This is a genomic window from Shewanella sp. ALD9, assembly GCF_002836315.1.
Taxonomy (GTDB): Bacteria; Pseudomonadota; Gammaproteobacteria; order Enterobacterales; family Shewanellaceae; genus Shewanella.
The window spans coordinates 229,790-249,307 of record NZ_PJCD01000003.1 but is presented as its reverse complement, the minus strand read 5'-3'; the positions used below and the strand labels follow the sequence as shown (position 1 = coordinate 249,307).

The 19,518-nt window shown below is 37.9% G+C and carries 17 protein-coding genes and 1 pseudogene; 3 read left to right on the top strand and 15 right to left on the bottom strand.

Annotated elements, in window-relative coordinates; translation table 11 throughout:
* Window positions 1-537: 537 nt before the first annotated feature.
* The 12 genes and pseudogenes from CXF88_RS08720 to CXF88_RS08665 form a co-directional block, all read right to left on the bottom strand.
* Complete coding sequence (locus CXF88_RS08720; RefSeq protein WP_101086514.1) at window positions 538-2,259, bottom strand: hypothetical protein; 1,722 nt, start codon at window positions 2,257-2,259, stop codon at window positions 538-540.
* The gene (locus CXF88_RS08715) at window positions 2,256-3,986 is read right to left on the bottom strand and encodes a hypothetical protein (protein ID WP_197708426.1); all 1,731 of its coding nucleotides are present in this window, start codon (window positions 3,984-3,986) and stop codon (window positions 2,256-2,258) included. The genes CXF88_RS08720 and CXF88_RS08715 overlap by 4 nt, the downstream gene beginning before the upstream one ends.
* Window positions 3,987-4,210: 224 nt before the next feature.
* Window positions 4,211-4,801 (bottom strand): hypothetical protein, encoded by a 591-nt coding sequence (locus tag CXF88_RS08710; protein WP_101086513.1) that lies wholly within the window; start codon window positions 4,799-4,801, stop codon window positions 4,211-4,213.
* Window positions 4,798-5,517: an AHH domain-containing protein gene (locus tag CXF88_RS08705; RefSeq protein ID WP_101086512.1), complete on the bottom strand. Its 720-nt coding sequence runs from the start codon at window positions 5,515-5,517 to the stop codon at window positions 4,798-4,800. The genes CXF88_RS08710 and CXF88_RS08705 overlap by 4 nt, the downstream gene beginning before the upstream one ends.
* Window positions 5,518-5,875: 358 nt before the next feature.
* Window positions 5,876-7,336 (bottom strand): ATP-dependent helicase, encoded by a 1,461-nt coding sequence (locus CXF88_RS08700; RefSeq protein ID WP_242445125.1) that lies wholly within the window; start codon window positions 7,334-7,336, stop codon window positions 5,876-5,878.
* Between the two features lie 50 nt (window positions 7,337-7,386).
* Window positions 7,387-8,474 (bottom strand): IS3-like element ISShfr8 family transposase gene (locus CXF88_RS08695; RefSeq protein ID WP_101086511.1). Its coding sequence is split into 2 segments (ribosomal slippage): window positions 7,387-8,213 and window positions 8,213-8,474, totalling 1,089 coding nucleotides; the frame shifts between segments, so codons are not numbered across the junction.
* A gap of 57 nt (window positions 8,475-8,531) precedes the next feature.
* The gene (locus CXF88_RS22055; protein WP_277949085.1) at window positions 8,532-8,798 is read right to left on the bottom strand and encodes a UvrD-helicase domain-containing protein; all 267 of its coding nucleotides are present in this window, start codon (window positions 8,796-8,798) and stop codon (window positions 8,532-8,534) included.
* A gap of 6 nt (window positions 8,799-8,804) precedes the next feature.
* Window positions 8,805-10,796 carry an AAA family ATPase gene (locus CXF88_RS08685; protein ID WP_197708424.1) on the bottom strand — a complete coding sequence of 664 codons (1,992 nt, stop codon included), beginning with the start codon at window positions 10,794-10,796 and terminating at the stop codon, window positions 8,805-8,807.
* 439 nt (window positions 10,797-11,235) lie between these two features.
* Window positions 11,236-11,943 carry a hypothetical protein gene (locus tag CXF88_RS08680; protein ID WP_101086509.1) on the bottom strand — a complete coding sequence of 236 codons (708 nt, stop codon included), beginning with the start codon at window positions 11,941-11,943 and terminating at the stop codon, window positions 11,236-11,238.
* 50 nt (window positions 11,944-11,993) lie between these two features.
* A pseudogene (locus CXF88_RS08675) lies at window positions 11,994-12,248 on the bottom strand (S24 family peptidase); the annotation flags it as partial.
* 92 nt (window positions 12,249-12,340) lie between these two features.
* Entirely contained in the window at window positions 12,341-12,673 is a 333-nt protein-coding gene (locus CXF88_RS08670) for a hypothetical protein (protein ID WP_101086507.1), read from the bottom strand.
* A gap of 17 nt (window positions 12,674-12,690) precedes the next feature.
* Complete coding sequence (locus CXF88_RS08665) at window positions 12,691-12,993, bottom strand: helix-turn-helix transcriptional regulator (protein ID WP_242445148.1); 303 nt, start codon at window positions 12,991-12,993, stop codon at window positions 12,691-12,693.
* A 99-nt stretch (window positions 12,994-13,092) separates the two neighbouring features.
* Between CXF88_RS08665 and CXF88_RS08660 the strand changes: the two genes are divergently transcribed.
* The 3 genes from CXF88_RS08660 to CXF88_RS08650 all read left to right on the top strand — a co-directional run bounded on the left by CXF88_RS08660 (window position 13,093) and on the right by CXF88_RS08650 (window position 15,439).
* Entirely contained in the window at window positions 13,093-13,620 is a 528-nt protein-coding gene (locus tag CXF88_RS08660) for a hypothetical protein (RefSeq protein ID WP_101086505.1), read from the top strand.
* Window positions 13,614-14,987 (top strand): DEAD/DEAH box helicase family protein, encoded by a 1,374-nt coding sequence (locus CXF88_RS08655; protein ID WP_101086504.1) that lies wholly within the window; start codon window positions 13,614-13,616, stop codon window positions 14,985-14,987. The genes CXF88_RS08660 and CXF88_RS08655 overlap by 7 nt, the downstream gene beginning before the upstream one ends.
* Before the next feature lie 125 nt (window positions 14,988-15,112).
* Window positions 15,113-15,439, top strand: a complete 327-nt coding sequence (locus tag CXF88_RS08650) for a hypothetical protein (protein ID WP_101086503.1) — start codon at window positions 15,113-15,115, stop codon at window positions 15,437-15,439.
* Between the two features lie 216 nt (window positions 15,440-15,655).
* On the opposite strand, the gene CXF88_RS08645 is transcribed toward CXF88_RS08650, so the two are convergent.
* From CXF88_RS08645 to phoR, 3 genes are all read right to left on the bottom strand, one after another.
* Complete coding sequence (locus CXF88_RS08645) at window positions 15,656-16,102, bottom strand: hypothetical protein (RefSeq protein ID WP_242445124.1); 447 nt, start codon at window positions 16,100-16,102, stop codon at window positions 15,656-15,658.
* Window positions 16,103-16,662: 560 nt separating this feature from the next.
* Window positions 16,663-17,634 carry a phosphate ABC transporter substrate-binding protein PstS family protein gene (locus CXF88_RS08640; RefSeq protein WP_101086502.1) on the bottom strand — a complete coding sequence of 324 codons (972 nt, stop codon included), beginning with the start codon at window positions 17,632-17,634 and terminating at the stop codon, window positions 16,663-16,665.
* 474 nt (window positions 17,635-18,108) lie between these two features.
* Window positions 18,109-19,404: a phosphate regulon sensor histidine kinase PhoR gene (gene phoR, locus CXF88_RS08635; protein WP_101086501.1), complete on the bottom strand. Its 1,296-nt coding sequence runs from the start codon at window positions 19,402-19,404 to the stop codon at window positions 18,109-18,111.
* Between the last annotated feature and the right edge of the window lie 114 nt (window positions 19,405-19,518).

Genomic DNA, 19,518 nt, shown 5'->3' with positions numbered 1-19,518 from the left:
ACCTAACAGCTTATTGAACAGATCGCCAAATAAAGTCGGCCGCTTAAGTTATTGATTAATATCATCCGACATTTGCTATATCGTTGATGTAAAGCGATAAATTACTCGCAAAAACCAAAAACAAACCGAGATAGCCAAAATAAAGTGTTCATAAAATTACCAATAAAATTTATTTGCGACAATATCAATTTGTTAAGCTTAATCGCATAATTATTACTTACTACCTTAGACTTACTTATTAGGTTGTTTGATTTAAATTAAGCCAAAACTCATTATAACTGTATATAAAACCAGCTCAATAGATTAAGCAATCTAGGCAGTAAAAAATGGTCTCTTTAGAAGAGCAATATCGATTAGCTTTTGTATGGAAAACGAAGGCAAGCATTATTAAATAGAGCTTTGATCCTAACCAACTTTGGGGCATAAACGTGCCAGAACTGATCGGCCTGACACGAGTTTGAACAGAAACGGTTTAGCATTAGGTCTAGGGGAAACCAGACATTGATTAGAAAAAGTATCTTAATTTATCTGGCAGCTCTAATTTTCTCCGATGCCTTTGTCTTTTATTACAAGCCAGTCCTCAAGGTAATGAAAAGGAACAGGATATCTGTAACAACGACAAGCAGTTAGTATCAAAGGTGTCTTATTTTTAATAACGGCTGACATTCTCTTAAACAAATCAGCACTACCACACTCTTCTGTTATGTGCGCTAGTGCTAACTTTCCATTCATTGGGAAGTCAGTTGATGCAGAGCCATGCGTGTCAGAGTTCGAGTACATACTCTGTTCACTGTGTTGGTTTGGATACCAATACTGTAATGTACTATGAGCGAGTTTATCTGTAGTAAAATTTTCCAACTTTTGGCTTACTGAATCTAATTTGTATAGGGAGCAAAATACTGTTAGCAATGGGTATAAAATACTAGCTCCCGTAACTTTATTCTTATAACTATTGTCGCCCTTGTCCTTTTTGCTGTGCTCGAGCAGATTTCCGTAAGAGTTATGTATGATTGGATACATGCCATTGCTCTCAAAGGAAAACATGCACATGTTGGACATTTCCGTGAGCCAACTTTGCACAAACTCATCAAAATCTGAGTCATTTGAAAGCAACGTTAGGGCTAAGCCAATATCAATTGCTTGCGAGTCTTTATAAGGCGAAAGCAAGATTGGATTATTAACAGCCAAGAGGCTAATTGACCTTGTGATTTCAGTGAGACGTAGACGTAAATTTTCCTGCTCTTCGTTCTCTCCATCTGTAGGTAGATTTTCAGCGTAGCTCTTTGTCAAAGAATCTAGAACCCAGTGGCCTTTGACAGATAAACGTCCAAGCATATCAAACAGCTTGATATTTACATCAATAGAGCAAGGCGAATGAACTGCATGAGAAAGAGCATATTTGAGTTTAACAAACGGAATTAAACATCGATCTATGTAACAATCAGTAATTCGTTGATATGTATTTAAAATACTATCGAACGATTTTGAAGGTTTGTTCCTTCCCGTGTAGTAGTCTTTTACCTTATCCCAAGCTAAAAGTAATGCTCGTTCGGATGAAAGGTATGCAGCCTCTAAATTCCCACCATCGCGACACCATGAAAATAAAACCCATAAGCAAACGTTAATTCGTGTTATGGACGATGCAACAGAATCTGCATCCGTGGCATTTAACAGAGTTTCATCAATCAACAGTGAAAAGTGTTTATGCGAACTCTCGGGCTCTTCGAGTAGTGCCAATGATTTTCTTAGCAAAGCCTGACTGGAGCTAGGCAGCAATTCTTCTTTTAATAAGTACTGTTGAATAAATTCTGACAACTTATCACCATTCCAATTTTCAAAGGTGATATTGTCTCGTGTATTCCTTTTTTCATAACAAGAAACATCTTGTGCAATCCCAGAGTTGATATCTCCACCAAAGCATAAGCAAATCACAATTTGTTTATTTGCATGCTCTGGGGGGATACGGCTAGGAATAAAAGAGTCTTGAATTTCATCTAGCGATGGTCTCAGCGCTTGAGCAGCACTCCCATTCCAAGTTTCACGAGTAAGGTTTCCCGATTTAACAGAGAACAAATAAACTTTTTCTTCCTCATCATTTACTTGTCCAACTGCTGCTATATCAACACCATACTCTTTAAACCCGCGAGTCGGTGAAATAAACACATTCATTCCCATGCTACTCAGTAGATCAGGTAACACAGCATCTAATTCATTACGCTCTTTTAATGAAGCCAAATATTGCTTGAGAATCAACTTCATTTTTTCATACTCCCGTAGCGGTAAATCCGTAACATATAACCTAATGACTCAGGATCTAAGACATTGAGCCTTGGCATTTCAGTCGAATGGGAAAATGAATGCATTTGCATCTCTTGTTGCACCCGGTCCCCATTGCCCTGATGTACATAATAAATAGAGCTATTGCCGTATAATAGGGTCTGCGTCGTGACCATTTGTCTAAGAATCGATGTTTTTGATGCTTCTTCGTAGGCTACCTGCATATCTTTGTTAAATTCTTTCCAATAAGCACTTATATTTTCGCTTGGAGCCATTAATTCCTTCAGCCCTGATACTTTCTCAATATCAGAATGATAACCCTGAAGTTTTTCAAGCAAACGTTTACATAAATGCTCTTGAATACATTCATCAATAGCTGAATTGAAGAATTGCTTGAGTTCACCTGGGTAACTTAAAAGTAAGGGACTATATAAAGCCTGTTCAATAGCCTTACAGGTGGTTGGTGAAGCAGTTTCGTAAATAGATAGAATAAAGCTTGCCGCCTCAATTGGTCTTGAGAACAACCAACCAACGGCCTTGTGGCTAACAAATACTTTCTTAACTTCATCATCTAACAATGACATATCAGCTTTTAGCTCAATGTCCTTGCCCGTTACATCATGAAGTAGGTTTAGTACATTATGACAAAGTGACGATTCATCCGACAAAAACCACTTTGTAATTATGTGATTAAGTAACTCTCTATGCTTGCTCAATAGTTCGCTGGAGAAATAGTCCAACAGTGGGAGCCCCACACCTACAGTCAGAATCGATTCCAATAACTCTAAAGCAAGGGGAGACGCTTCCTTTTCAACCAGTTTGACGAGTAAATGATCGATGTTATCTATGATACCTTTGTGATCAGGTGATACATTGGCTAACTGCTTTACCAAAAGATGTTGAATACTCTCCGGAAGATCTACCCTCTGAAAAGCGACAATATCCGATATGGCATAGAGTACCTCTGGGGAGGCTCCCTCAACAAACGTATTTAAAAGTTCTTCTATCTGCGACCAGTAAGAAGGGAATGCCTCCCCGAATTGAAGTGTGGACCTCAGTATCGAAGCACAACAAGCACTTTCACACTCAGTTCTAGCATTGCTGCTAAGTAGTCTCCAAACGACATCAATCTGAAGCTCATCTATAGTTAACCTCCCCAGAGTAAAATAAGCTTGGCTTCTAACTATTTCATTTTCTATAGCAAGCAAACTTTCAATCGTCTGAATGGCTTCGGTCACACTATCTGAGTCAAATGCGAGGATTGATCCGCAGAGAAAAGGGGCATATGCGACGAGCTCACTTTGTGCCAGAATAAAGTTAACGCTATCTCTGGGACGATGTGCATTTACTCTACAGTAGTTCTCAAAAGCCCCATAGATTCCACCAATAGCGAGATCTCTACCTGCCTGTTGCGTGAGGTGAACCAGACAATCTAGGACATTTTCAACACTTGCATCTAGTGAAGGAAGCACACTTTCAAAGGCATGCAGAATTGTAAAAAAATCGTGTCCACGTGAACTTTTATCAACGCATCCTACAATCTTGACGAGATCAATTTCGCCAGAGTTATGCAGTTCAGATAATGCGTCAGTTAAAACCTTCTCTTCTGTTCGAATTTCTTGGATATACGAATCGTGAATATGTGCAAGCAAACCATCTTCTGTTCCACTTGCGTTTAGCAACTTAACTTTTGCTTCATCTAATAACATTTCTTGCCCCTAAATAGACAGCTACTAAACATTTTGTTGGATAAGGAAAATTAGGTCAAATATAAGGTGTTCTAATTAAGAGTTGGAGAAAACTAAATCGTTTTGGGGCATAAGTTGTTTACGATCTAAAGCTTTTTACTGAAAAAATCTTAATGGTATCAGTTCGCTATACCATACAGTCCTTTAATATTTACTAAATGTATATAAAAAATAGTCGTTCTAATTTACTCTTCTGGAAAAATACTAATAAGGTCTTTGTAAAATGTTAACCCTGTATAATTATTCAGATGTACAGCCTTATAGAATGTTTCATTGCAATATATTAGATTGCCACCTTCGAGGTTTGACCTATATAAGCTCTTTGTTGTCACATCATCATCTAAGAAAACCAATGATGATAAGCCACTTTCAAAACCATCAATATATTTAACTTCTGTTAACTGCAAATCCTCTTTTCCATAGACAAGAGTATTAAACAACATCATATCCCCACGGTTAGTTTTAAGGGGAATAAACTCACCATAATTAACTATTATCGGATAGAGTTTTTCATAAACTGACAAGCTCATTACCAAATAATCTCCAACCATAATAATGTCAGGTTCTAGTGTATACTCTGAATGAAAATCACACTGCAACTCCCCATTAAAAAATTTACGAATACTATTATCTTTGCATGGTTTCGACATCAAATTTAATATTAACTCATCTATCGTATACTGAGATTCTTTTGCAATTTGACTAGCGATAACAAATACGTCTAGATCAAGTGCTGCAATCATATTATCAGGATGACTCAAACGATATATACTCATAATCCTTTCCATATTTGTTCGTCGGCTTCAAAAATGTTGGCTGGTAAGGTTCCTGTCCTAATGTGATTTTTCACAATTCTTAATTCATTAAAAAATTTCGCTTTACCTTGGGTTGATAAACCTTTCTTGCCAAGTGTAGTACCGATCCATCTTTCATAATTTTGACGATGTAACTTTCTGTGAGGAGGAGCTTCACTTGTAGCCCAATCAAACTGTTTATTACTTAGAAAATTAATTAACCATGTACCATTTATTGGGTCATTAATTCCTATTCCGCATAAATGCATATTTAATCGGGCTGCAATAATTTGAGCTTGAAGAAAACGTCCTTTTCCACTAATTATATGATGTGCTTCGTGATTAGAAGTAGGCTGGGGTTCACCAATTGCAAATAAAAAATTAGCTAACTTTCTAGTTGGATGGTGAGCCTCACTCTTCAAATCAGAGAGACTGGCTTTACTAGAAACATCTCTATAATCCTGAAGATATGATTGAGCTATTGCAACAGACTCGATACGTTTCCTCTGTTCTTGTAGATGTTTATAATCTTGATCTAGTTGACTCTGTACTTGTTTTGAATTGTTTGATTTTTGCTTGGCGTCATAATACTTTTTAGCTTTTAGCTCAAAGTTATAAATTGCCATTTCAAGTGCCGAAGGCTCATTTGGACGTGTCGGTTGTGGATATGTCGTAATAGGTTGTTGAATAGCACTCATACTATCTTCCCTGATAAGCAACTGAAAGCATAAACTAGTATATTGAAAGTAACCTTGTCAAACATTAACAGATTGTTATTTAATTAAATATCGTTACTCTCTCACGATTACATACTAAAGTATTATTAATAACCCTTAGTTATAGGCCATTTACTGTATTTAGAGTGTTAATTCGAACTCTCAAGAATTTTAATTCTCTGTAAAGTTTGGTGTGTTCTACAACATTTGACTAATTTTTGGACAGAAATGTGTTAGTGCAACTACTCTAATTAACCTGACATTGATTAGAAAAAGTATCTTAGTACCCTAATTCGCTCCACCCCCTTTATCTCAATATACAATTTGTACAACCAGTAGCTCATATCTTCAAATAGTCTGATTTTTCTACTCTTAACTTATTCATACCGAACTTAGCTAAGTCATTTATGATACTAGTAACATGTGAAAACTTGGATTGCCCTGTATGTTCCCGACCTAAAGCACAAGATACTAATAATTTTGACTTTGCTCTGGACAATGCGACAAAAACAGTGGAACGCTCCTCATCTAATTTCTTTTGGGTCATCCCATACCGAAAATACGAAAAATCTTCCAGTCCAAGTAAGATTACAGCTTCAAATTCTAACCCCTTGCTTTTGTGAATTGTCATCATACGGATAGCTCCAACCCCTGAGATAAGGTCAACAGCATCAGCCCAAGAAGAACTAATATTCCTCGCCTCTTTTAACTCTTTTAGTACACCATTAAAAGTATCATCCATAAGTGTACCTTGATTATATTGGCTCCATGTTTTCTTTAGATTATCATAGAAAAACTCATTCATAATTTCGGCGATAGTATCGGATATAATATCGAATGACTTATTAGCACCTTCGCCGTAACACTGATTACTCCCAATTAGTTCAAGTATTCTGCTTAACTCAAAATCCTTATGCAGCGAGTTACTCGAGCTGCAGTAAATGTATGAATGCCTGAGACTTTCCCAAGCATCCACATCTCGTACCCGGGTAAGTAAACATAGGAGTGATATAATTACCTTCCCTAAAGGTTCAGACAAATGATCTTGAATATTACTCTCATTTACACTCAAAATGTCTAAATCTAATAATGCTTTGCTAAGGTTTTTGCTATAGTTATTATTTGTATTTGTTCTAAATAACACAGCGATTTCTTCAGGTTTAATTTCATCCTCATCAATCCACTGTTTAATCTTTAGAGATAATTGTTTAACCTCATGTTCTTCGTCATCAAAGCAGAGTAAAGAATAATTATTTTTGTTTAGTTCTACACATTCAATATCAGACTCAACATTTTCACTATTAATAGGCCACCATTCATTTCCTATACAGTCTATGAATTTTTTCAGCTCTGGAACTGCTCTAAAGTTGGTAAAAATAACTTTTATGTCCGCTTGAAAGTCCTCTTCAAACTTAATAAAACCATCAGGCAATGCGTTTGCAAACTTCATTATCGACTGTTTAGTATCCCCTACAACAGTGACAACACTTTGAGATTTACAAAAGATCGACTTAACAAAGTCATACTGATGGCCGTTTAAGTCTTGAAATTCGTCTATAAATACATACTTGTACGTAGCCCTTATAGATGACATTAGATAAGGAGAAGAGTTTACTATTTTTAATGCCATTATAGTAAGTTGGTCAAAAGTAAGGCTTGTACGAGAATCACTGTCTCTAGGATTAAAAACTAATTTGTAATCATCATTTGGTTGCTCGTGTTTAGGTAAGGTATACATAAACCTATCAACGATGCTTTTGGTAAAGGCTTCAATTGTAAAAGAGTGAAACCTTTCTGACAATACATCTCCGGGTAATCTCCCCATTTTTAGCTGAGATCAAAAGTAGAGACTTAGGCTACTAGTGCCAGTTTTTGCTTTGGTGGGACACCACCAATTGCTGTATTGGGTCTTTCATTGTTATAAAACCATAGCCATTGTGTCGCATGTTCCTGTACCTCGGCAATACTATTCCAAAGATATTGGCTCAGCCATTCGTATCGCACAGTCCGATTATAGCGTTCTACATAGGCATTCTGCTGTGGGTTGCCAGGCTGAATAAATTTCAGTTCTACATTGTGTTTTTCAGCCCAGGCAGCCAGTACCGCACTTATATACTCTGGACCATTATCACTGCGTATTTGTTTTGGTTTTCCACGCCATTCGATGATTTGATCCAATGTTCTCACCACACGCTCCGCAGGTAAGGAGAAGTCGACCTCTATCGCCAAGCCTTCACGGTTGTAATCATCAATCACGTTCAATAACCTAATGCTGCGACCATCTTCCAGTTGGTCGTGCATAAAGTCCATGGACCAACATTCATTGATTGCCTCTGGCACCGCCAATGCGTCCGGTTTATCACGCTTCAAGCGTTTCCTCGGCTTAATTCGTAGATTTAGCTCCAATTCTCGGTAAATCCTATACACCCGCTTATGGTTCCATCGGTAGCGTTTCACGTTACGTAAAAAGTAATAACATAGCCCAAACCCCCAACTCCGATGGGTTGATGTCAGTTGCTGTAACCAGTCGGCTATTGCAGCGTTTTCATCACTGAGTTTTGCCTGATAGCGATAACAGCTCTCACTGAGTCCAAACAAGGCACACGCAAATGCGATCGAAATGGCTTTATCTTGCACCGCCTTTTGCGCCAGCTCCCGCCGCCGCGACGGCTTTACCACTTTTTTTCGATGGCCTCTTTGAGTATTTCAGCTTTGAGTCGCTCTTCGGCATACATTTTTTTGAGTCGTGAATTCTCAGCCTCTAACTCCTTCAATCGCGCCATCATAGAAGCGTCCATGCCACCGAATTTGGCGCGCCATTTGTAGAAGGTCGCAGAGCTCATGCCATGCTCACGGCAAAGCCCCGGAACTGGGGTGCCAGCTTCGGCTTGTTTAAGGATTGCTAGGATTTGGCTGTCGCTAAATTTTGATGTTTTCATGCAGAATCTCCCTGCGTATATATTACGAGAAAATTCTACTTTTGAAATCTACTATTTTTAGGGGGGATTACCTCCGCATCGCAATGACACTCTGTTTTTTATGTTTGAAGCTGACTCTCTCTTCCTTGAAATAGATAAAATACTATAAGGCCAAGCGCACAATTCTGTTTCTAGTATGAAGCAAGCTTTTTGGGCAAGAATTTCTGTCTTTCCCGCTCCAGGCCCAGCCATAATTAAAATATTATCATCGCACTTAATTATACCTAGAGATTTTTTATCAAACTCTAGGCCATCCTTTGGCTCCCAAACCGAAGCATCAATCATGAAATATCACTCCGCAAGCTTAGAAATTTCTTTTTCTATATGATCGATCATTCTCTTAATCCCAACTGGAATTCTATCGATGCTGTCAGGTAAATCAAAATCAATTTGCTCAAGGGCATTTATATGTGAAACTGGTTTACCTTTGCTGCCAAGGAACCTATAGCTGTACCATAAGAAAGCATTTTTATTTTGCATTTCATCATAATAAGAGTCCGCAATTTCTTTAGAATACTTAGGTTTTAACACCGCAGACTTTAAGGATTCCCAATCCTTGTCTTGCGGACCATTTTCACCCGTCAGCTTTTTATTATAATGCTCTGGATAAGACAACTGCATTGAGTAATCTAAATCCAGCGGTGTAGAAAAAAACACACCATTCTGATTTAAAAAATCTTCAGCAGTTTGTTCACTATTATTGCCCAACTTATCGAGCATCGGATTAAACTTACTAGCATCCCAACTAGGAATATCCGAAATAAGCTCACCTTTTCCTAACTTACTTTTCTGATCCGCTACATACTTTATACGGCCCCAACCGCCACCATTTCGACCATAATCCATGTCTAAAAGTGTAACGTAGGGAATCCCTAACCCTTCCAAAAGCTTCCAAAAATGGTTCACATGCCTCCCACCTAATGGAGCTACAGAAACGAAACTATCATCAATATCAATACCAACTTTAGACAATAGTTTAGGTATGACTATCTGCTCACTCTCCCCTTCACCTAAAATCACCAAACGAGCAAAGTAAATTTCGGGGTAAGCCTTAACTGCACCTGACACAAATTTGTACAGTTCATCCTTCTTATCTGGTAGCAATATTTTGGAGACAACCGTGTTTCTAGATGTACCATCCAATCTAAAGTAGCGAATTTGTGTTGGTTCGATTCTACCTACGAAACTTGGCGAGTGTGTTGTGACCAAAACCTGCGCGTTTGTCGACTTAGCCAAGGTACTCATAGATTTTACTATTCGTCCCAAGAAGTGAGGAGCTAGATGATTTTCAGGCTCTTCTAAAGCTAGTAAAGTAAAAATTGGGTTCTTTAGCTTTCTAGAATCAAAGTGTACTCGATTACTTTGCTCTCTAAGCATTTTTGACTCTAGCTCATGAACAGCTTGGATTATAGATATATGTAATAGCGAACGTTGGCCATCACTTAATCTATCCATCGTAGCTTTTCTATTATTTGTTTCTGACTCGAAAGAAAGGGTAATTGTTTTTAATAACTCATCCGTTTGCAGTGGCAAGAACTTTATTTTGGCCTTACTCAAATAATCACCTGAGTACATTTCTTTCCAGCTAGTTTGTAGCTGTTTCTCAATCAGTTTTATCGCATTATTTTTGGAGATTTCTTCGCTTGCCTTTTCAGTTAAATCTAACGCCTTACGAAGCTCACCATCTACACTTTGATCCCACAGAATTGCATTTAGCAGTCTACCCAGTAACATCTTAGTAGATGAGCTGATTTCTCTAAAAGGGTTTCTACTTGCTGGGATGTAATGTACTTGGATGTTATTTCTATCCGACCTACGTAGCTCTCGACACTTATCACTATCATAATTTTCACTGTCACTTAGTACATAGTAGACAGTCTCATCGACGACACCATCTGGAGATATATCATCAATCGTTAGCTTTGCTTCAAGTCTTAGCCTAAGCATCATTTTATTGTCTGCAGACTTAAAACATAACTGGTTGAATGTTCCTGCAACAGCGATCATGTCCCCTTCAGATTCTATTTCCGGAAAGGTAAACCATGCCTCTATAGACAATTCATCCGCTCTCTGGTCACTAACTGATGGACTATGAAAGTCATCAACCTTTATTTTCCTAGCTGCTTCACTTACGCCAAACATTCGACTTAATGCTTGAAGCGTTGATGTTTTTCCACTGCCATTTAGCCCAATAAGAGCTGTTAGCTGTTCTTCAAAGTCAATATCTGTCTGACTTTGACCAAAACATTGGAAATTTGAGATGCTAATTTTTGATAGCTTCATGATGCACAACCTATGTTCTAAAAAAGACTACATATGCATTACAAAATTCCAATTTATCGAACGGGAATTTAAAACCCAAACGTAGAAACAAACATTATGCCACTTAACTCAATGCTCTTATACAAATACTTGATATATATAGGGTAATAGTTTTCTCAGTATCAATTTTTCATCACAATGTTTTAGAAAACTGAGGGTTTACCAGCTAAGGTACATGTAGTGGAATAGCGAGTCAGGGTATTCTATTAAAGGTGATATTACATTTTTGAGGGGTAAGACAACAGGTCTTACCTGAAAGAATATCAATTTTAAACTCGTTTTGGGGCAGAAATGAGTTCCGCCCCAAACCCACCCACTTTTGGGCAGAAGTGAGTCGGAGCCAAGGAACTAAAGGCAAGTGGGGTGATTAGTAAATGTACGGAGTTCGGGCATGCGCTTGCTAGCCTCCATATACGGCCGCTAATATTAAGGCTATTACTATTCCCGCAATAAGCCATTTACCTTTACTACTGCCTTTTGAATCATTTAAAGGATTAGGTAATTGTGCTGGAGAAGATCCAAGTTCATTGATACTTTTCATGAACTCTCGGTCTCGATTCATTCTTTTAGCTTTAAGTTTCCCTTCATACTCGCGCCAAATATCATTATGCATTTCGTGTAGGGTTATGTGCTCTTCTGGCTCTCCCCAAAGCTCAGAAAGCCACTTTACATCAGTCTTGTTTAGTAATTCCAATTTTTTATAACCCAGGGATTGATATGAAAATGGAAGTCCTTTCAATTTCTTCCCCGGGACAGATTCAACTACATTGTAACCGGGCTCTTTCAATACATCGGAATAGGGTATTGAAAATGAATTGATTGCTGCCAGCCAATATAAAAGCGCTAACTCTTCGTCATATTTAATTTTTTGTTTACGCTTGTCACGAATCAGGGCTCTCGAGGCAATTGCGGCCTCTCTAAAGGATGCAGGCAATGGCAAGTTTGCTATAGCTAGTGCCAGACGTTTTTCAGGCTCGCCCCTCAGTTTCTTTATACGATCAGCCCAAAATTCACCTGTTTGTAGCTCATCTCTATGGCGCGACCAGAAATCTAAAGCATGTTCCTCTGCGTCTAAATCTGTTTCAGTTTCATGCCATGATTCAGTCATCGAGATTCCCTTAAAGGCTAACGTCTTAGTATTTGTGCGTTGCGAATTTAACAGACAAACTCACCATTAAAATTGGCAACAATAACATCGCCATGTCGGGCAGTTTCAAAACGGTCGACTATTATCATATCGCCATCAAAAATACCGACATCTTGCATCGATTCTCCTTGGGCAATCCCGAGAAAAGTTGAACTTGGGTGTTCAACTAATAATTCATCTAAGCTCATCGCGAGCTGACAGTATTCCGCAGCAGGACTTTCAAAGCCTGTAATTCCGGCTTGGGCAGGTATAGGTATTACACGCATACAAAAAACCACTGTACTTACATACAGTTATTTTAACAGTAAACCAAGAAGAAGCAAGTTTAGAGCAAACAAAAAAGCATAACGTGTAGTCTTTAATCTGTGTGGCTGATTACTTCTTGTCGACAAAACTCGGAATATGAGACGAGTTGAGTATAAACAATGTATGGAATATAGAAGCTTAACTGATCTGCTTTGATTGAATATGTTAAGTCATCAAGTTTTTTACACTCAACAGAAGTTAAATCAGTTAGCACTATAACTAAATCTGATTTGCATCTATATTGAGCACCTCCAACTACCACGATAACCGTATCATCAGGCATAAACACCATATTGACAGGGGTTCGAATGCCATTAAATAGGTTTACGAATGAAAAAAAAGCTCTATCTGGATAGCGCTCACACCTAACAAGATCTTTTTGCATATTTTACTCTAGAATAATTAAGTGTTGTTAAGCGATGCTATTAACGATTTCTTCTCATCATCACTTAATAAAGCAATAAGTACAGCCAATTCGGCGCTTTGGTCATCCTCACAGAAAAAGTAGTTTAATGGCACTTTCAATTCATTAGCCATTTTTTTGAGCGTTTGAATGTCGGGTACATGCCGACCCTTTTCATAGTGGTTCATTCTGCCACTGGCTGAACTTTCATCCATACCAATTCTTACACCCAATTCTTTCTGCGAAATACCCACTTTCTTTCGGGCCAGTTTAAGCCGCTCCGGTATAGGACTGTTATGCAATTTATATTCATCATCAAAATCTCTCATGCTTAGATTGTCTAAGTTTTACTTATTTCTGTATACTTAGCAATCCTAAGTTTTTTATTTTGAGACCGAAACATGACCAAAGAAACCATTTACCTGAACCAGAAATTCAAAGTGTTACTACAAAAAACTGACGGGAATACTACTAGTCGTAAACAACTTATTGAATTGGCAAAAAATGAATTTGAGTTCACGAACATTCAGGCACAGCGCTTTGTTGCGAGAAATATTCATACCTTAACAAAAGAAAACTTAATCCAAGCAACAGGAAACCATAGAGCGAGAACTTATCTCATAACGGCCTCTTTGATGGCGATATTGCATAATTTCAATCATGTGGAAGTTATAGATTCAGCTTCTTTTGAAAAAAAACAACTGAATGAGTTACATAATGAAGAAATTAAAACGAGTGCAGAATTAAAGCTAGTATTGAGTGAAATTCAAGCTTACCAAGATTATTTAGTCAAGTTCCCTCAAAATAATAGAGCCATATTGTCTTTGCTTAATAAAACCAGAGACAGTGCTTCTGAATTCTATGGCCGCCTGAACGCTATCAAAAAAATCATCAAGGTATCAGAAATTGAGGGCAACATGACATGTTAAGAGATTGGCAAAATCGCTGTATCAAACACGCGACAGAAACATATACTCATCAGGCGGGGTATCTTATGCTTGCTTGTCCAGGTTCAGGCAAGACAATAGCTGCTGCGCATATTGCGAAATCACTCATCGACGATAATAAAATTGATTACATTGTCTGCTTCTCACCATCTCGTATCGTTTGTCAGAGCATTGAACAAACGTTTGAACATGTATTGAATCGAAAATTTAATGGCCGTTTAGGTGCGTTAGGAATGTCAAAAACTTACCACTCCTTAATCAACACAACCGAATTAATTAGCGATTTAAGTAATAGCAGAGTATTGGTAATTTTCGATGAGATACATCATTGTGCTGGAGATGGTGACTCCCCCTCAAATGTGTGGGGAATGCAATTACTCGCAACGATCCAAAACTTAGCGACTTATACATTATCGTTGACAGGCACCCCCTGGCGAACTGATACACTTCCGATACCTTTTGCAAAATATACAGACCCAGAAGGTAATATTTTATGTGACTTTTCATATGATATTGTAGAAGCGATTAAGGATAATGTGTGTCGGATGCCGCAAATCACAGCAATTGACCTTGAACATGTTGTAGTGAAGAAGAATCATCAAATTTACACATACAATAGTTTACAACACCTTCTAGAAGATGAAGGTGTTAGCTATCAAGCAATCATTAAACATCCAGAGGTAATTAAACATTTATTGTCTAAAAGTATTGAGCAGCTAGATAACCTTAGAGGCAGTTCTCCTAATGCTGGAGGCTTGATTGTAGCTTCTTCATACCTACATGCTTTTCAAATCCAATCGATTTTATCGGGCCATTTCAACAAAGAATCAACTCTAGTGTCTTGCAGGTTCGATGACTCTCCAGAATTGATTGATTACTTTAAAAATAATCAATCCGAATGGATTATCAGCATCGCTATGATAAGTGAAGGAACCGATATACCTAGACTACAAGTTTGCTGCAATCTTACTGATGTCACTACCGAACTCTACTTTCGACAGATTTTAGGGAGGATACTTCGTGTAACACAAAACCAAAGTAACTTTGCTTATATGTTCATGCTAGCTGAGCCAAAATTGGTTGAATATGCGAAGCGATTAGATGAAGCAGTACCTGGAACGTATACCTATCAAAAGTCAGCACATTTAATTGATAGTATCGATAATTCAACCAAAAGTGATTTTCAGAAAAAACCTTCATCGTCTAAAAATACTAACACTAACACAGAGCTTGATTTTAATTCTTCGGATACGAGCAATCATCAACTTGACAACAAAAACCGAGTTGATGAGTTGATATTATCTTCGTTTAAATCTCAGATTCTTTCAAGTTATCTGATTGGCTTGTAAGTGTTGTTATTTTTGACTGATCTACAGTAAGGTGTAAACTTTAAGATATAATTTAGACATTTTAGGCATCTAACAATTCTAATAAGAGGTCGATTAAATTAGACCAGAACAGGATGAGTATAAATATGGAGAAGTTAGCAATATTAAAAATCAGCCTTAAAGAATTAGTACAAATAATAACAACAAAGGGAGCTCCGTATGTTTCTTTTTGCCACTTATCTGATGAAGTAGTTTTAGTCAGTTACTATAACAATGAATTGAGAGCTTACGCTAGTTTAGAGATGCCTGATTTTGCTTCGGATTTACTTTTGAAATGGACAGAAATTCTTTGGGCTGGAAATGTCCCGAATTCAACATATACTTATTTAGATATATGGCGTCCAGAATATAATAATCTTGACGTTAAAGATATCCCATTATTAAGAGAATTAGGCTTCTTAGAAATACATTAAATGGTAGTATCTGTCTGAACTCAATAAAGAATTGCAAAATAGACTTTTCTCAAGCCGAACAATCTTCTCAATTTATGAGAAAATCCGTCCAAAAACTTTGTCATAAATAGAAAAAAAGAAGATATAAAAAAGCAAGATAAAAAAAAGAGCAAAAAAAAATAAACTATTGAAAATTAAATGAAAAAAAACAAAAAAACCTACAGTCTTCTAATTTTACTATCTAATAAGTAAAGGTATCCAGCTACGAGCATTAATGGGTTGCGATTGGCTGAACAGGTAAGGCAATTGTTTGCCTAAGGTTTGTTCCGGAGTAAGCCATTGAAGCCCCTGGGCAGTTGTTGATGTACGATAATGGATGACCACCTCAGTTAATCGTTCACCCACATCAATAACCAGTTTTTGTCCTAATATGGCATTCACATCACTCACATAATATGACAACACATTAGCGTCGCTGTCGGTGATACCTTCTATGATCAAATCGCGGCAATCTAGCACTAATGAAAGTGCAGCCATTTTTCGGGTAAACTGCAACCGGGCAACGCCATTGAGTTGCTGCAAGTCAAAATTAACCACAATATTAAGTTCAAGATGATGCACGCATAAAGCATCAGTATTGGCACTTGAATGGTAATCGTGTTGTTCGTTCCATTTTGCAGTCACAAAATATCCTTACAAAGGCAATAAAACATGAAATCTAGCAAAGATAATAGCATTAGCATCACCAAAAATATGCTGTAAAAAGCCGCATTAATACCGAGTCACTCAGAGTAACCACGCTTGTCAATTCAAGGCATATAGATTTATTAAGCAGCAAAGTTAGCTCTGCACTTCCAACTTTCGTTTTATGCTGCTTTGAACTTAATGGAGACTATCGAGTAATACCTTCACATTTAATGTCTACCGCTACATTGATATCTGGATTTTCTACTCAAATTTATTTTAAATAAAAATAAGTACTTTTTTTGCATTCAAGGGAACTAACTGAAAAATGACTAGTCTGAATATATGAACCGAATTTGCATTACTTTATTAACAGCTAGTAGCGTTTTTTTGTTCATCATCATTCTCCTATTTGATAGTAGTAACAATCTATCGACAGTATTGCCCTTAGCAATAGCAGCAACCTCTTAGTTAGGTTGCTTTTTTTTATCTTTTTTTCAACGAAAAAAAACAAAAAAGGCCTCAAAGAGGCCTTTTTAAGTTTACGGAAAGTTCGCTAATTAAAGCTTGATACCTACTTTCTCTAAATCTTTAGTAATTACAGATGTTGGTAATGGAACATAACCATCTTTCTCAACAATTTGTTGACCTTGCTTAGACAATACGAAGCGTAAGAATTCACGATCCATTGGCGTTAGGTCTTTGTTAGGATGCTTGTTCACATAAACATATAAGTAACGTGAAAGTGGGTAAGTACCGTCGGCAGCATTCGCAGCTGTGGCTTCGATAAACTTATCACCCTTCTTAGAGATAGCGACCGCTTTTACACCAGCAGTTTTATAACCAATACCTGAATAACCAATGGCATTCAATGACTGTGATACAGACTGAACAACTGAAGCAGAACCTGGTTGCTCATTTACGTTTGGACGGAAATCGCCTTTACATAACGCTTTTTCTTTAAAGTAACCATATGTACCAGACACTGAGTTACGACCGTAAAGCTGAACATCTTTTGCAGCCCAGTTACCATCTAAACCGGCATCACCCCAACGGTTAATTTCTTTACCGCCACACTTATGTGTAGAAGAAAAAATCGCATCAATTTGTTCAATGCTTAAGCCTGTTATAGGGTTATCTTTGTGTACGAATACAGCTAACGCATCGATTGCAACACGAACTGCCGTTGGCTGGTAGCCATAATGCTTTTCAAACGCTTCAACTTCATTAGGCTTCATCTTGCGGCTCATTGGGCCGAACTGAGAAGTTCCTTCAGTTAACGCTGGTGGCGCAGTAGAAGAACCTGCCGCTTGAATTTGGATATTAACGTTAGGGTAAATATGTTTGAACTCTTCAGCCCATAACGTCATCATATTTGCTAATGTATCAGAACCAACAGAAGACAAGTTACCAGAAACACCACTTGTTTTTTCGTATATTGGTAAAGTAGGGTCAATAGCAGCCATTGATGCTGCTGAGAATACGCCAGCGGCTGTAAGAGTAATCGCGCCGACAAGTTTGTTCAGTTTCATTTTAATGCTCCAGAATTAAGCGTACTAAGTTTTTAAAACGTAGTCAGTATCGACCTCATTGATGACAAGTCTATGACATTGACATGACAGTTGTGTGACACCAGCAGTAAAACTGTCTTATTTGACAAAACAAAAACAAAGCCATTTAATATCAACAACTTAATGGATATAGGTAATAAGAAATTATTTAGTACAATAGATAAACACCCACTAAACACATTACAAACAAGATAATTACTGCTTAAAATTATAGCAATAACGCTACATTATGACATTCATCATACCGGTTTAATTGATGCAATTTATGCAATACCAGCGATTGATTCAACGCCATCTCTCTAAGACTAATTACATTAGTGCTCCTCAGCGGTTTTGAACTGATTAGCTCATTATTATTAGCCATTTGAACTGAGGAGCAGCAATAAAAAAACAGCACGTATGCTGTTTTTTAAGGATTGAAAATCTAGAGGCTAGCTATTGTCGAACTAACAAGTGCGCTGGAATAACAAAGCTGAAGATACTGCCTTTGCCATACTCACTTATCACCTTAAGCTCACTGTGATGATGGTTTAAAGCATGTTTTACAATCGCTAGCCCCAAACCACTGCCGCCAGTTTTACTTGAACGGGCATTATCTACTCGATAAAAGCGTTCAGTTAAGCGGTTAATATGTTGTGGAGCGATACCCACTCCGGTATCGGTCACCGAAAACAACGCTCCGGTTGCAACACTTTTCCAATTAACCGAAATCGTTCCACCAAGAGTGGTGTAACGTATTGCATTTGAAATCAAGTTGGAACAAGCACTGCGTAATTGCAATTCATTACCATGGGTATTCAAACCGGGTTCGCAATTAAACACTAATGTATAGTCGGTGCCAGCAAGAGCTTTGGCTTCTTCTTTAAGAATTTCCATCATCAATGACATATTGACCGTTTGCGATAAATCAATATCAACCGCGTCTTCAATGCGCGACAGTGCCAATAACTGTTCAACCATCGACTGCATCCGAGTCGTCTGTTGCTGCATCAATGATAGTGGTTTGTGATTAGGAGAGTCTGCATCTTCCATGGTTTGCATAATTTCTAAATACCCCTGTAATACTGTTAATGGGGTCTTAAGTTCATGGGAAACGTTTGCCACAAAATCTTTGCGCATACCCTCTAACTGATGAATTCGGGTGACATCTCGAGCGATTAACAGCAATTGTCGATCACCATAGCTCATTACTCGAATTTCAAGTAAACGCTTATCGGACACGGGAGAAGGGATTTCTAATGGTTCTTTGTATTGTGCTTTCTTTATATAAGTCGAAAAATCAGGATGGCGAATAAGGTTATCAATTCTCTGACCATTATCCTGAGGCCAAACAAACCCTAAGATTAACTGAGCGAGTTTGTTACACCATAAAATATTATGTTCGGCATCAAGCACTACAGCCGCATCAGGCAAGGCCTCAGCGCCTTGACGAAAACGGGCTAACAACGTAGCTAACTGACCCACTCTTCGTCGATTCTTGCCCTGCAGGCGATATATTCCATTGAACACGCCCTCCCAACTTCCCCGCCCTTGTGGAGGCGTAAGCTTTTTATCTTTCCATAACCAGAAGTTTAAACGAGTAATTTGACGATAATGCCACACAAGTAATGCAATCGAGCCTAATAGCATAACGATAACAACTTGATTGAATAAAGCGCCGATAAGCATGAATAAAACAAGCAATATAGCTAACCGGAAAAATAAACGATATCCAGAGTACGAGATAAACATAGGCTACCTAAATACGAAAGTAACGCCGCCAACACATTCAGTGCCGTTACTGATTATTAGGGCTAACGAGGAACCACAAGATAGCCTAAATCGACTATTATGGCTAGACAGCGA

Excerpts from the sequence above, each read along its gene's own strand:
- CXF88_RS08720 (WP_101086514.1), bottom strand. The coding sequence starts at position 2,259 with ATGAAGTTGATTCTCAAGCAATATTTGGCTTCATTAAAAGAGCGTAAT.
- CXF88_RS08715 (WP_197708426.1), bottom strand. The coding sequence starts at position 3,986 with ATGTTATTAGATGAAGCAAAAGTTAAGTTGCTAAACGCAAGTGGAACA.
- CXF88_RS08710 (WP_101086513.1), bottom strand. The coding sequence starts at position 4,801 with ATGAGTATATATCGTTTGAGTCATCCTGATAATATGATTGCAGCACTT.
- CXF88_RS08705 (WP_101086512.1), bottom strand. The coding sequence starts at position 5,517 with ATGAGTGCTATTCAACAACCTATTACGACATATCCACAACCGACACGT.
- CXF88_RS22055 (WP_277949085.1), bottom strand. The coding sequence starts at position 8,798 with ATGATTGATGCTTCGGTTTGGGAGCCAAAGGATGGCCTAGAGTTTGAT.
- CXF88_RS08685 (WP_197708424.1), bottom strand. The coding sequence starts at position 10,796 with ATGAAGCTATCAAAAATTAGCATCTCAAATTTCCAATGTTTTGGTCAA.
- CXF88_RS08680 (WP_101086509.1), bottom strand. The coding sequence starts at position 11,943 with ATGACTGAATCATGGCATGAAACTGAAACAGATTTAGACGCAGAGGAA.
- CXF88_RS08670 (WP_101086507.1), bottom strand. The coding sequence starts at position 12,673 with ATGCAAAAAGATCTTGTTAGGTGTGAGCGCTATCCAGATAGAGCTTTT.
- CXF88_RS08660 (WP_101086505.1), top strand. The coding sequence starts at position 13,093 with ATGACCAAAGAAACCATTTACCTGAACCAGAAATTCAAAGTGTTACTA.
- CXF88_RS08655 (WP_101086504.1), top strand. The coding sequence starts at position 13,614 with ATGTTAAGAGATTGGCAAAATCGCTGTATCAAACACGCGACAGAAACA.
- CXF88_RS08650 (WP_101086503.1), top strand. The coding sequence starts at position 15,113 with ATGGAGAAGTTAGCAATATTAAAAATCAGCCTTAAAGAATTAGTACAA.
- CXF88_RS08640 (WP_101086502.1), bottom strand. The coding sequence starts at position 17,634 with ATGAAACTGAACAAACTTGTCGGCGCGATTACTCTTACAGCCGCTGGC.
- phoR (WP_101086501.1), bottom strand. The coding sequence starts at position 19,404 with ATGTTTATCTCGTACTCTGGATATCGTTTATTTTTCCGGTTAGCTATA.